The organism is Streptomyces sp. NPDC051051, assembly GCF_040682975.1.
Taxonomy (GTDB): Bacteria; Actinomycetota; Actinomycetes; order Streptomycetales; family Streptomycetaceae; genus Streptomyces.
Genome location: NZ_JBFBCB010000049.1, coordinates 46,434 through 58,020, shown reverse-complemented (window position 1 = coordinate 58,020; position 11,587 = coordinate 46,434). Strand labels below are relative to the sequence as shown.

Annotated in this window: 11 protein-coding genes; 6 read left to right on the top strand and 5 right to left on the bottom strand. The window is 75.1% G+C overall.

Annotated features, from left to right (window positions below; all coding sequences use genetic code 11):
- Positions 1-161 precede the first annotated feature (161 nt).
- The 3 genes from AB0N31_RS29495 to AB0N31_RS29485 form a co-directional block, all read right to left on the bottom strand.
- Positions 162-704 carry a type 1 glutamine amidotransferase domain-containing protein gene (locus AB0N31_RS29495; RefSeq protein ID WP_366061491.1) on the bottom strand — a complete coding sequence of 181 codons (543 nt, stop codon included), beginning with the start codon at positions 702-704 and terminating at the stop codon, positions 162-164.
- 66 nt (positions 705-770) lie between these two features.
- On the bottom strand, positions 771-1,145 hold the full coding sequence (locus AB0N31_RS29490) for a DUF2795 domain-containing protein (protein ID WP_366061490.1): 375 nt from the start codon (positions 1,143-1,145) through the stop codon (positions 771-773).
- A gap of 91 nt (positions 1,146-1,236) precedes the next feature.
- Positions 1,237-3,036, bottom strand: a complete 1,800-nt coding sequence (locus AB0N31_RS29485; protein WP_366061489.1) for a thiamine pyrophosphate-requiring protein — start codon at positions 3,034-3,036, stop codon at positions 1,237-1,239.
- A gap of 344 nt (positions 3,037-3,380) precedes the next feature.
- On the opposite strand from AB0N31_RS29485, the gene AB0N31_RS29480 reads away from it, so the two are divergent.
- The 3 genes from AB0N31_RS29480 to AB0N31_RS29470 all read left to right on the top strand — a co-directional run bounded on the left by AB0N31_RS29480 (position 3,381) and on the right by AB0N31_RS29470 (position 6,708).
- Positions 3,381-4,202, top strand: a complete 822-nt coding sequence (locus AB0N31_RS29480) for a hypothetical protein (RefSeq protein ID WP_366061488.1) — start codon at positions 3,381-3,383, stop codon at positions 4,200-4,202.
- 209 nt (positions 4,203-4,411) lie between these two features.
- A complete protein-coding gene (locus AB0N31_RS29475; RefSeq protein WP_366061487.1) occupies positions 4,412-5,659 on the top strand; it encodes an aminotransferase class I/II-fold pyridoxal phosphate-dependent enzyme in 1,248 nt (415 codons plus the stop codon).
- Entirely contained in the window at positions 5,656-6,708 is a 1,053-nt protein-coding gene (locus tag AB0N31_RS29470; protein ID WP_366061486.1) for an MBL fold metallo-hydrolase, read from the top strand. Before AB0N31_RS29475 ends, AB0N31_RS29470 begins: the two co-directional genes overlap by 4 nt.
- 109 nt (positions 6,709-6,817) lie before the next feature.
- Here AB0N31_RS29470 and AB0N31_RS29465 read toward each other — a convergent pair whose 3' ends face one another.
- Positions 6,818-7,444: a VTT domain-containing protein gene (locus AB0N31_RS29465; RefSeq protein WP_366061485.1), complete on the bottom strand. Its 627-nt coding sequence runs from the start codon at positions 7,442-7,444 to the stop codon at positions 6,818-6,820.
- Positions 7,441-8,214 (bottom strand): MBL fold metallo-hydrolase, encoded by a 774-nt coding sequence (locus AB0N31_RS29460; protein ID WP_366061484.1) that lies wholly within the window; start codon positions 8,212-8,214, stop codon positions 7,441-7,443. Before AB0N31_RS29460 ends, AB0N31_RS29465 begins: the two co-directional genes overlap by 4 nt.
- An 84-nt stretch (positions 8,215-8,298) precedes the next feature.
- On the opposite strand from AB0N31_RS29460, the gene AB0N31_RS29455 reads away from it, so the two are divergent.
- The 3 genes from AB0N31_RS29455 (at position 8,299) to AB0N31_RS29445 (ending at position 11,526) form a co-directional block, all read left to right on the top strand.
- Positions 8,299-8,700: a hypothetical protein gene (locus AB0N31_RS29455; protein WP_366061483.1), complete on the top strand. Its 402-nt coding sequence runs from the start codon at positions 8,299-8,301 to the stop codon at positions 8,698-8,700.
- A 139-nt stretch (positions 8,701-8,839) separates the two neighbouring features.
- Positions 8,840-10,918: a phage holin family protein gene (locus AB0N31_RS29450; RefSeq protein WP_366061482.1), complete on the top strand. Its 2,079-nt coding sequence runs from the start codon at positions 8,840-8,842 to the stop codon at positions 10,916-10,918.
- A 179-nt stretch (positions 10,919-11,097) separates the two neighbouring features.
- On the top strand, positions 11,098-11,526 hold the full coding sequence (locus tag AB0N31_RS29445) for an OsmC family protein (RefSeq protein WP_366061481.1): 429 nt from the start codon (positions 11,098-11,100) through the stop codon (positions 11,524-11,526).
- Positions 11,527-11,587: the final 61 nt, after the last annotated feature.

Here is an 11,587-nt window from a genome sequence, read left to right as displayed (position 1 = left end):
AAGTAGCGTCGTCTGCCCGAAGGGCAGGCCCGGCGGCGTCTGGTGCGTGCGATCGCAAGGCGGAGGGTCGCCCCGATACTGGTTGTACCGGGGCGACCCCGACAACGCGGCGAGCGTGCGTGCCAGGCGTCGCCGGGCAGACGGGACTTTCGAAACACGCCCTAGGCGGCTTCCTGGGCGAACACGTCCAGGAAGGTCTCGCAGAACGCCTTCAGGTCGTCCGGCTTGCGGCTGGTCACGAGCTTGTTCGGGCCGTGGTCGCAGACCTTGACCTGCTCGTCGACCCAGTCGCCGCCGGCGTTGCGGATGTCGGTCCGCAGGCTCGGCCAGGAGGTCAGCCCCCGGCCGCGCACGACGTCCGCCTCGACCAGCGTCCACGGGGCGTGGCAGATCGCGGCGACCGGCCGGCCCTGCTCGAAGAACGCCTTGACGAACGCCACCGCCTTGTCGTCGGTGCGCAGGAAGTCGGGGTTCGCGACCCCGCCCGGCAGGACCAGGCCCCCGAAGGAGTCCGCCGAGGCCTCGCCGGCCACCTCGTCGACGGGGAAGGTGTCCGCCTTGTCGAGATGGTTGAAGGCCTGGACCTCACCCGGCTCGGTCGACACCAGCACGGGTTCGTGTCCCGCGTCCACCGCCGCCTGCCAGGGGTCGGTCAGCTCCACCTGCTCGACGCCCTCGGGAGCCGTCAGAAACGCGATGCGCATGATCGTTCAACGTCCTTTCTGGTGTTTCCCCGTATGCGCGCCTGTGCGCCCGGAAGCTGTCCCCGGTCAGGCCCTGGTCAGGGTCTCGGCCAGCTCCTGCACGGTGGCGTAGCGTTGCTTGTGCGGCAGCTGCCGCACCGCCTCGACGAGCGCGTCCGGCGCGTTCTTGCGGCGCAGGGTCCTCGCCAGTTCCTGAGAGTCGGCGGGGAACGAGCTGCGGCCCAGGATGCGGGCCAGTTCCAGCCGTACCGTCGCCAGCGACGCCCGCGCGTCCCCCGGCACCACCGGTCCGCCCCAGACCTGCGGATCGTCCTCCGCGGACGGCTCGGGATCGTGCCACTCCTCGGAGCGCGTGGGGTGCCCGGACCTCAGCAGGCCCTGCAGCTCGTGCTTCATCTCGTCGTCCCGGTGGACACTCAGCCGGTCGCTGCCTCGCTGCATGTCTCCCTCCACTTCCTCGGGTGCAGGTCCTCCGCGTACCCGAGGGGCCGGAACCGACACCGGGTCCCCGCCGCCGAAGTCGCGGACGCGGTCACCTCCGCTCGCGCCCCGGCAGGAACTCCTGCACCTTCGCCAGGAACCCCTGCCTGATCATCGAGCCCCCGTCCTCGTCGCCCCGCAGGACCGCTGCGGCCGTCGACTCCATCTGCTCCCACGTCGCGTGCGGCGGCATCGGCGGCACCGCCGGGTCGGTGAGGAACTCCACGACCGCCGGCCCGTCCGCCTCCAGCGCCGTACGCCAGCCCGCCGTCACGTCCTCCGGCTTCTCCACCCGCACCCCGGTCAGCCCGAGGCTGCGGGCGAACGCCGCGTACTGCACGTCCGGCAGCTCCTGCGACGGCAGGAACGACGGGGCGCCCCCCATGGCCCGCATCTCCCACGTCACCTGGTTGAGGTCCCGGTTGTTCCACACGGCGATCACCAGCCGCCGGTCCGTCCAGCGGTCCTGGTACTTCGCCGCCGTGATCAGCTCCGCCAGCCCGTTCATCTGCATCGCCCCGTCCCCGACCAGCGCGATCACCGGCCGGTCCGGATGGGCGAACTTCGCGCCGATCGCGTACGGCACCCCGCAGCCCATCGTCGCCAGCGTGCCCGACAGCGAGCCGCGCATGTCGCCGCGCATGGTCAGGTGCCGCGCGTACCAGTTCGCCACCGAACCCGAGTCGGAGGTGACGATCGCGTCGTCGGGCAGCAGCGGGTCCAGGGCCCGCGCCACGTACTCGGGGTTGACGGGATCGGCCGACACCCGCGCCCGCCGGTCCAGCACGTCCCGCCAGGTGCGGACGTTGTCGCACACCGTGTCGAACCACTCGCGGCCCCGGGCGTCCTCGGACGTCAGCATCGGGATCAGCCGCCGCAGCGTGTCCCGCGCGTCACCCACCAGGTTCACCTCGTACGGGTACCGCATCCCGACCATGTGCGGATCGAGGTCGATCTGCACACCCCGCGCCTTGCCGAACTCCGGCAGGAACTGCGAGTACGGGAACGAGGAACCGATCGTCAGCAGGGTGTCGCAGTCCCGCATCAGCTCGTACGACGGACGCGTGCCGAGCAGGCCGATCGAGCCGGTGACGTAGGGGAGTTCGTCGCTGAGGACGTCCTTGCCGAGCAGCGCCTTGGCCACGCCCGCGCCGAGGAGTTCGGCGATCCGCTCCACCTCCGCACGGGCCCCCGCCGCGCCCTGTCCGACCAGGATCGCCACCTTGTCGCCGGAGTCGAGGATCTCCGCCGCCCGCCGCAGCGACTCCTCCGAGGCGACGGTCGTCCACTCGCCGAGGTCCAGGCTGGAGGGCACCATCTTGAACTCGTGGGTGGGCGGCGAGTAGTCCAGCTCCTGCACGTCCCCCGGGATGATGACCGCGGTCGGGCAACGGCGGGCGTACGCGGTCCGGATCGCCCGGTCCAGGACGTTCGGCAACTGCTCGGGGACCGTCACCGTCTCCACGAACTCCGAGGCGACGTCCTTGAAGAGGGAGTGCAGGTCGACCTCCTGCTGGTACGAGCCGCCCATCGCGCTGCGGTGCGTCTGGCCGACGATCGCCAGCACCGGCACGTGGTCGAGCTTCGCGTCGTACAGGCCGTTGAGCAGGTGGATGGCGCCCGGCCCCGAGGTCGCCGCGCACACGCCCAGACGGCCGCTGAACTTGGCGTAGCCGACCGCCTGGAACGCCGACATCTCCTCGTGCCGCGACTGGACGAAACGCGGCTGGTCGTCGGCCCGGCCCCAGGCGGCGAGCAGCCCGTTGATGCCGTCACCGGGGTAGCCGAAGACCTGCTCCACACCCCACTCGCGCAACCTTCGCAGAACGTGGTCGGAGACCTTGGTGGTCATGGAAGGGTCCTCCCTGGGCATGGGACGGCTCGGATCGCGTGACCTCCTCCGGGTGACCTCGCACGCCGCCGGAAAACCTGGGCGGACGTCCGGCGGCCCGGGCGGGAGCGCCGAGGACCTGCGCCGGGCCGCCGCCCTCGGCCCGGCCGAGGCCGTCGACCGCCACGACCCCGAGCGCGGCCGCGCCGTCGACCGCCACGCCCTCCCCACCGCACCCGTCACCCGATCGGGTGCGGCCGTCCCGCCAATGGACCGCGGCCGCGGGCGGTGGCGGACCGCCCGGGCTGTGATGGCCGGGAGGCACGGACATGTGCCTCGCAGCCGTCGGCCGAAGGAGCCGTCCCATGCGCCCCACCGCCCGTGTCCTGTCCGTCGCCGCCCTGGCCGGTGCCGTGCTGTCCGGCGTCGCCCCGGCCGCGTCCGCGGACCCGGCGGCGGAGATCAGCCCGGCCACGGCCGCTCCGGGGGGCAGCGTCACCGTCACCGTCACCTGCGACCCCCTCGGCGCGCCCGCCCCCCGGACCATCGACGCCGCCTCGGACGCCTTCGAGGAAGGCACCGTCGAGCTCACCCTGGAGCCCGGCGGCGACGAGCTGACCGGCCCCGCCTACCGGGGCACCGCCCGGATCGCCCCGGCCGCGGACCTCGACGTACCGGCCGACGCGGTCGGAACGGACTCCGCCTGGACCGTCGACGGCACCTGCCCGGCACCGCCCGGGGGCCAGGGCGGCCCGTGGAGCGCCACCTACGACGTCCCCCGCACGGGCGGCGACGGTGGTGCGGGCGGCGACGGTGCGGGCGGCAGCGATGCGGGCGGCAGCGGCGCGGGGCCGAGCGCCCCGAGCTGCGCGCCCGCGCACCCCACGGGCTGCGCCACGCCCCAGCCGTGCGCCGCCGGCCACCCCGCCCCCTGCCCCACCCGCCCCGCGCCCCAGCCCTGCCCCACCTCCCGCGACACCGCGCCGCACGGCGCCGCCTCCCGCGACACCGCGTCGCACGGCACCGCCTGCCCCGGAGCCGCCGTCCAGCACGGCGTACGCGCCGGCACCGGCGGCACCTTCACCGACTCCGTCCCCGCCCTGGTCGCCGGCGGGCTGCTCATCGCCGGCGCACTCGGCGCGGCCGTCCACCGGCTGCGCCGCCGGGACCGTACGGCGGGCGTCTGACCCCGCCCGGCCCGCGGGGTGACCGGCGCGATCCCGGCCCGCTGCCATGGGGCGACGGCACACGGGGTACTCGGCACCCGAGGGCCCGCCCGGCCCCGGACACCCCGTCCCGCACCACCCGGCACGCGGACGAGGTCCCGCCGCCGTACGAGGAGTCCGGCGGCGGCGCAGGGCGCAGGGCACCAGGCACCGACGGCGCGGAGGACGGCATGCGGGGCACGGAACCGGAAGGGCACGGCCCCGTCCGCTTCGGGCCGGAGCTGCCCGCGGACGGCCTGCCCGTGCTGCCCGACCTCGCCGCCGTCCTCGCCGCGGCCGCCGAACGCCCCGAGGGCGAACCCGTCGGCGGCGGCCGCGCCCTCCTGGACGCCGCCTGCGGCTACTGGGAACGGCGCGGCACCCCCACCGGGCCGGACCGGGTCGTGGCGGCACCCGGCGCCCCCGCCCTGCTGGTCGCGCTGACCGCCGCCCTCGGCGGCGACGTCCTGGTGCCCAGGCCCTGCGCGGCCTGGTGGGCGCCGTACGCCCGGCTGTTGGGGCGGCCCGTCTTCCACGTGCCCACCCCCGCCGAGTGCGGTGGCGTCCCCGACCCCTACGCCCTCCTGGAGACCGTGCGCCGGGTCCGCGCCGAGGGCGGCGACCCCCGACTGCTGGTGCTGTCCGTCGCCGACGACCCCACCGCCACCGTCGCCCCGCCCGAGGTGCTGCACGAGGCCGTGGAGGCCGCCGCCGACGAGGGCCTGCACCTGATCAGCGACGAGACCTGGCGCGACACCCTGCACGCCCCGCACGACACCGTCCTGGTCAGCCCCGCCGAGATGCTGCCCGACCGGGTCACCGTCGTCAGCGACCTCGCGGGCGCCCTGCTGCCCACCGGCTGGCCCGCCGCCGTCGCCCGCCTCCCCGCCACGGCCGCCGGGGACGACCTCCACGCGCGCGTGCTCGACGTCCTCACCGCACTCGACGCGCGCGTCGCCGCCCCCGTCGCCGCGGCCGCCGCCTTCGCGCTGTCCGAACCCGAGCCCGTCACCGCGCGCGTCGACACCGCCGTACGCCTGCACGCGCGCGTGGCCGCCGCCGCGCACACCGTCGTCGTCGCCGCGGGCGCCCTCGCGCTGCCGCCGCGCGCCGGCCGTCACCTGTACGTCGACGTCGGGCCGCTGCGCGAGGAGCCGGCCGCGCGGGGCGTCGGCGACGCACAGGACCTGGAGGACCTCCTCACCGCCCGGCTCGGCATGCCCGCGCCGGGCGGCCACCGCTTCGGCGACGACCTCGGCGCGCTGCGCGTACGGCTCTCCACGGGCATGCTGCTCGGCGGAACGCACGCGCAGCGCACGGAATGCCTCATGTCGCCCGACCCGTTGGAACTGCCACACGTGCAAGGCGCGTTGACCCACCTGAGGTCGGTCCTCGACGACCTCCGCGACGACGCTCAGCGATGGGAGCCTCCTCGATGACGCAGCAGTCCGAGTCGACCACCCCCACGCCCGTGCGGGACACCGGCGCCCCGCCGGTCGAGTCCCCCGTGACCTCCCCCGTCCCGCCGCTCTCCGAGCCGCGCCCGCTGGGCGAACCCCGGGTGTGGCCGCGCACCTTTCACGACCGGCTGACCGCCCCGCTGCCCGGCCTCAGGGCCCTCGCCCGCTTCGCCCGCGAAGGCGCCGTGCGTCCCGGGAAGGAAGGCCTCGCCGACATCGCGCGACTGCCCTTCGAGCCCGGCCCGCTGCCCCGCGTCGACACCCGCACCGTCGCCGTCACCTGGGCGGGACACGCCAGTTGGGTGGTGCGGATCGGCGGGCTGACCGTCCTGACCGATCCGGTCTGGTCCCGCCGCATCATCGGCACCCCGGCCCGCGTCACCCCCGTCGGCGTCCCCTGGGAGGACCTGCCGCCCGTCGACGCCGTCGTCATCAGCCACAACCACTACGACCACCTCGACGCCCCCACCCTGCGCCGACTCCCGCGCGACACACCGGTGTTCGTGCCCGCCGGGCTCGGCCGCTGGTTCCGGCGCCGCCGGTTCGTCCGCGTCACCGAGCTGGACTGGTGGGAGGCGGCCGAACTGTCCGGCGTGCGCTTCGACTTCGTACCGGCCCACCACTGGTCCAAGCGCAGCCTCACCGACACCTGCCGCACCCTGTGGGGCGGCTGGGTCCTCACCGACCCCGACGGACGCCGCGTCCACTTCGCGGGCGACACGGGCTACGGCCACTGGTTCTCCCGCATCGGACAGCGCTACCCCGGAATCGACCTCGCGCTGCTGCCCATCGGCGCCTACGACCCCCGCTGGTGGCTCAGCGACGTCCACTGCGACCCGGAGGAGGCGGTGCGGGCGGCACGCGACCTGGGGGCACGCCGGATGGCACCCATGCACTGGGGCACCTTCGTCCTCTCCGCCGAACCCGTCCTCGAACCCCTCACCCGCGTCCGCGCCGCCTGGGAGAAGGCCGGCCTGCCCCGCGAGGACCTGTGGGATCTGGCGGTGGGGGGCTCACGCGTGCTGTAGCGCTGCGCTTGGCCTGGACGGGGAGGCGGGGAGACGGGGGACGGGGGAAGACAGGCGAGAGCGAGAGATGGGGCGGGTGCGGCTCGGGGCGTGCGGCCCCCCGCGGCGCTCACTCCGTCGACCGCTCCCGCAGTCTGCGCCACAGGCCCGGTACCGCGCTGACGACCAGGGTCAGGACGACCGCCGCCACGACGCCCTCCCACGGCTCGGGGAACAGGGAGCCGCCGAGGACACCGATCAACTGGTAGGTCACCGCCCACGCCAGGCAGGCCGGCAGGTCGCCCCGTGCGAACCGGCGCAGCGGCCAGTCGGCCATCAGGCAGGCCAGCATCACCGGGATGCGGCCCGCGGGCACCAGCCGGGACAGCACGAGTACGGCCGTGCTGTGGTCGGCGAGCTTCTCCTGGGCCTGCGCGAGCCGCTCCTCCGGCGCCCTCGACCGGATCGCCGCCAGCCGGCGCGAGCCGTTCTTCGACCGCATCCCGCGCCGCCCCAGCCAGTACAGCCCGACGTCCCCGCAGAACGCGGCCAGCGACGCCGTCACGAACACCAGGGCCGGCGCGAACGGCGCCGTCTGGTGGAAGGCGACCACGGCCGCCGAACTCACCAGCGCCCCCGTCGGCACCACCGGCACCAGCGCGCCGATCAGCACCAGCAGGAACAGGGACGGGTAGCCGAACGCCTGCTGCGTGGACTCCGTCGGTATGACCGTCGGGACGGCGGCCAGCGGCGTCATCGCGCGACCTCGGGGCGCACGCTCTCCCCGTGCCCGAGCCGGTGCACCACCACGTCCGGCGCACGCTCGGCCGCCAGGCGTACGAACTCCTCGCCCGGCGCGTGGAATTCATGGGGGCGCACGGCGTCCATGCCGATCGGCCAGTACGTGCCGTAGTGCACCGGCACCGCACTGCGCGGTGCCAGCCGGGCCAGCGCCTCCGCGGCGCGGCCCGCGTCCAGGTGCCCCTCCCCGAGGTACGGCCCCCAGCCGCCCACCGGCAGCAGCGCCACGTCGACCGGCCCGACCTCCTCGGCCATCGACTCGAACAGGCCGGTGTCCCCGGCGAAGTACGTCCGCGCCTCGCCCTCCACGACGTACCCGAGAGCGGGGGAGCGGTGCCGGCCGATCGGCAGCCGCCGTCCGTCGTGCCGCGCCGGCACGACCCGTACGCGCAGGTCACCGACGGTCGTCTCGTCACCCGGCGCCACCTCGGTCAGCCGCAGGTGGCCCAGGCGCCGCAGGCCCGGGACGGCGCGCGGCGCGCCCCGGGGCACCAGCAGGCGCGTGCCCGGCGCGAGGCGCGTCAGCGAGGGGATGTGCAGATGATCGGAGTGCAGGTGCGACACCAGTGCCACGTCCGCGCGCCAGGCGTCGGGCGGGGGCGGCGCGCCCCGGCGCCGACGCAGGTGCGCGAGCCGGCGGGCGAACAGGGGATCGGTCAGCACACGGACGTCCGAATCCGTGATCGTGCAGGTGGCGTGACCCCACCACGTGATCTCCACCGGCACCTCTCTGCCCCCTTCGCGCGACTCCCCCGAAGCCTACGGGCAGGAGTAGGGTCGGCGGCGAAACCCGGAGGTGAGGGGGACGCCATGGGACCGGTGCGGGTCACGGCGATCGCGAGTCTGACACCGCTGGAGGAATTGGACGCCGATCCCTTCCTGGTGGATTCCCGCGGCCAGCACGCGATGTGCGCGCGGTGGGCCGCGGAACGGGGTTACGTCGTCAGCCGCGAACTGCTGGTGCGCGGGCTGCGACCGGACCACTGCGTGCTGTGGGACGGGGTCAGGCCCGGCGTCGACCTCTTCGTCGCGCCCAGCCGGCGGGTCCTGGAGAGCGCCCTGTCGTCCGTGGACGAGTTCGCCGAGGAGTGCGCGCGGCGGGGGGTGCGGGTGGAGACGGTGGGCGTCGCCGAACCCGCCTACGACGCGCAGATGAAGGCGCGGGTGCACCGGAGGCTGTCGATGCCGACGGCCGGGTACGACGGGCGCTGACCGCCCACACCCTCCCCGCCCCGTACGGCGGTGCGCCCCCAGGGCCCCCTTCGGGGCGCCGGCGCCGACCGTCCGTGTGACAAGGTGATGGGGCAGAGGGCCGCACCGACGACGGTCCGGGACGTGAGGTGTACGGGGCGTGGGTCAGGGGCGTTGGCGGCGGGCCGTCAGTCAGGCCGGGCGGAGCGTCGCGGTGTGGGGCGTCTCCACCGTCACGATGCTGGTGCTCGCGGGCATCCTGCCGGACTTCCGGCTCCAGTCGCCCGACGGTGACAGCGCCACCACCATCGCCGTCACCGCGGCCGCCGGGGCCGGTGTCTTCGGTGTGCTGTCGGCGCTCGCCTGGCCGCTGCTGGTCCGGCTGCTGCTGCTGGTGCCGGCGCTCGTCCTCGGCCTGCTGGTGTTCTTCCTCAACGGTTCGCTGCTGCTGCTGGCCCTACGGCTCAACCCGTCGGGCCAGAGCGAGGCCGCCCCCGAGACCGCCGTCATCGTCGCCGCCGTGATGTCCGCCGTCGCCTCCGCCACCGGCGGCGCCCTCGCCGTCCGCGACGACGAGGCCTACCGACGCCGGCTCTACCGCCTCGCCGACCGCCGCCGCGGCCGCGGCCCCGCCTGTCCCACCACCCACGGCACCGTCTTCATCCAGCTCGACGGCGTCGGCCACGACGTACTGGCCGCCGCCGTCGGGAAGGGCCTGATGCCCACCGTCGCCAGGTGGCTGGGCGCCGGACCGGGCGTGGCGGCCCGCCCCACCCACCGCCTCACCCCGTGGCGCACCGACTGGTCCAGCCAGACCGGGGCCAGCCAGCTCGGCATCCTGCACGGCAGCAACTTCGACGTGCCCGCCTTCCGCTGGTACGAGAAGGACAGCCGCGAGGTGGTGGTCTGCAACCGTCCCACCAGCGCCGCCGAACTCCAGCGCCGTGCCGTGGAACGCACCGGCGACGGCGGGCTGCTCTCCGCCGACGGCGCCAGCCGCGGCAACCTCTTCGGCGGCGGCGCCGACGAACAGGCCCTCGTCCTGTCCGTCGCCACCCGCCGCAGCCGCGCGACCCGTTCCCGGTCCGGGTACTTCGCCTACTTCTCCGACCCCGCCAACGCCGTCCGCACCGCCCTGTCCTTCGTGGCGGAGAGCGGCCGCGAGATCTGCCAGTCCACCCGCGCCAGGCTGCGCAAGCAGCGGCCGCGGGTGGCCCGCGGCGGCCTGTACCCGTTCATCCGCGCCTTCGCGACCGTCGTCGAGCGGGACGTCGTCGTCGCCGCCGTGACGGGCGACATGCTGGCCGGCCGCAGCGCCGTCTACGCCGACCTGGTCGCCTACGACGAGGTGGCCCACCACTCCGGGCCGCTCGGCCGCGACACCGAGCAGGTCCTCGCCCGCCTCGACCGCTCGCTGGCGCTCATCGAGAACGTCGCCGAGCACGCCCCGCGGCCCTACCGCATCGTCGTCCTGTCCGACCACGGGCAGAGCCCCGGCGAGACCTTCCGCGCCCGCTACGGCCTCACCCTCGCCGACCTGGTCCGGGCCGGCTGCGGGCTGCCCGTGCCGCGCCGGGCGCGGCGCACCCACAGCGGCGCCGAGGCCCGCGCGGCCGTCCGGGCCGCACTGCACCGACCCGTCGAGGAGGGCGGCGAACAGCACCGCCCGGCCCCCCGCTCGGAGCCGATCGTGCTCGCCTCCGGCAACCTCGGCCTGGTCTCCTTCCCCGACGTGCCGCACCGGATGAGCAAGGAGGAGATCGACGCCCGCCACCCCGCCCTGCTCACCACGCTCGCCAACCACCCCGGCATCGGCTTCCTCCTCGTCCGCAGCGAGGAGCACGGCGGAGTGGTGCTGGGGGCGTACGGCGCCCAGATCCCCGTCGACCGGCTCGACGAGGATCCCGGCCCGCTGGCCGGGTTCGGGCCGGGTGCCGTCGAGGCCGTGCGCCGCACCCACTCCTTCCCGCACACCGCCGACATCATGGTCAACTCCTTCCACGACCCCGCCGACGGCGAGGTCCTCGCCTTCGAGGAGCAGATCGGCTCCCACGGCGGCCTCGGCGGCGCCCAGTCGAAACCGTTCCTGCTGTCCCCGCTCGCCCTGTCCGCGCCGGTCGAGGACGGCGCCGACCTGACCGGCGCCGAGCAGGTCCACCACGTCCTGCGCCGCTGGCTGCGCGAATCGGACGGGCCCCAGGTGCCGCTGGAGACGCCCCGGGAGGAGCGGGCCGCCTGAAAAACCGGCCTGTGCGCGTCGTGGAACGGCGGGCTGCGCCGCCCGGCCACCCCGCGCGGCGGGGGCGCCGACCGCCGTTCACCCCCCGGGGGGCCGGTCTTCCGGGTGCGGTGAGCGGGAGTGTGATCGGATGGGCACGGAAACCCGTCGTACGGGAAAACCATGCGAAAGGAAGAACCGTGGCCACCACGCGCTCCGCACACACCGTCTGGGAAGGCAGCCTGATCGAGGGGAACGGGGTCGTCACCTTCGACTCCTCCGGTGCCATCGACGAGCAGCCCGTGACGTGGGCCGCCCGCACCCAGGAGGCGAACGGAAAGACCAGCCCGGAGGAGCTGATCGCCGCCGCCCACTCCAGCTGCTTCTCCATGGCCTTCTCGCACGCCCTGGCCGGTGCCGGCACCCCGCCCGCCAAGCTGGTCACCTCCGCCGACGTCACCTTCCAGCCGGGCGAGGGCATCACGGGCATCCACCTCACCGTGGAGGGCACCGTGCCGGGTCTCGACAACGACGCGTTCGTCGCCGCCGCCGAGCAGGCCAAGGTCAACTGCCCGGTCTCGCAGGCCCTGAAGGCCGTACCGATCACCCTGTCCGCGAAGCTCGCCTGAGCCGCCGGGCACCCGGCCGGTCGCGCCGACCGCACGACCGGCCGGGTCCCCGGGGTCCGCC

Bases quoted from the DNA above. Each gene is read 5' to 3' on its own strand.
- AB0N31_RS29470 (WP_366061486.1), top strand. From the start codon at position 5,656: ATGACGCAGCAGTCCGAGTCGACCACCCCCACGCCCGTGCGGGACACC.
- AB0N31_RS29495 (WP_366061491.1), bottom strand. From the start codon at position 704: ATGCGCATCGCGTTTCTGACGGCTCCCGAGGGCGTCGAGCAGGTGGAG.
- AB0N31_RS29480 (WP_366061488.1), top strand. From the start codon at position 3,381: ATGCGCCCCACCGCCCGTGTCCTGTCCGTCGCCGCCCTGGCCGGTGCC.
- AB0N31_RS29465 (WP_366061485.1), bottom strand. From the start codon at position 7,444: ATGACGCCGCTGGCCGCCGTCCCGACGGTCATACCGACGGAGTCCACG.
- AB0N31_RS29485 (WP_366061489.1), bottom strand. From the start codon at position 3,036: ATGACCACCAAGGTCTCCGACCACGTTCTGCGAAGGTTGCGCGAGTGG.
- AB0N31_RS29490 (WP_366061490.1), bottom strand. From the start codon at position 1,145: ATGCAGCGAGGCAGCGACCGGCTGAGTGTCCACCGGGACGACGAGATG.
- AB0N31_RS29475 (WP_366061487.1), top strand. From the start codon at position 4,412: ATGCGGGGCACGGAACCGGAAGGGCACGGCCCCGTCCGCTTCGGGCCG.
- AB0N31_RS29455 (WP_366061483.1), top strand. From the start codon at position 8,299: ATGGGACCGGTGCGGGTCACGGCGATCGCGAGTCTGACACCGCTGGAG.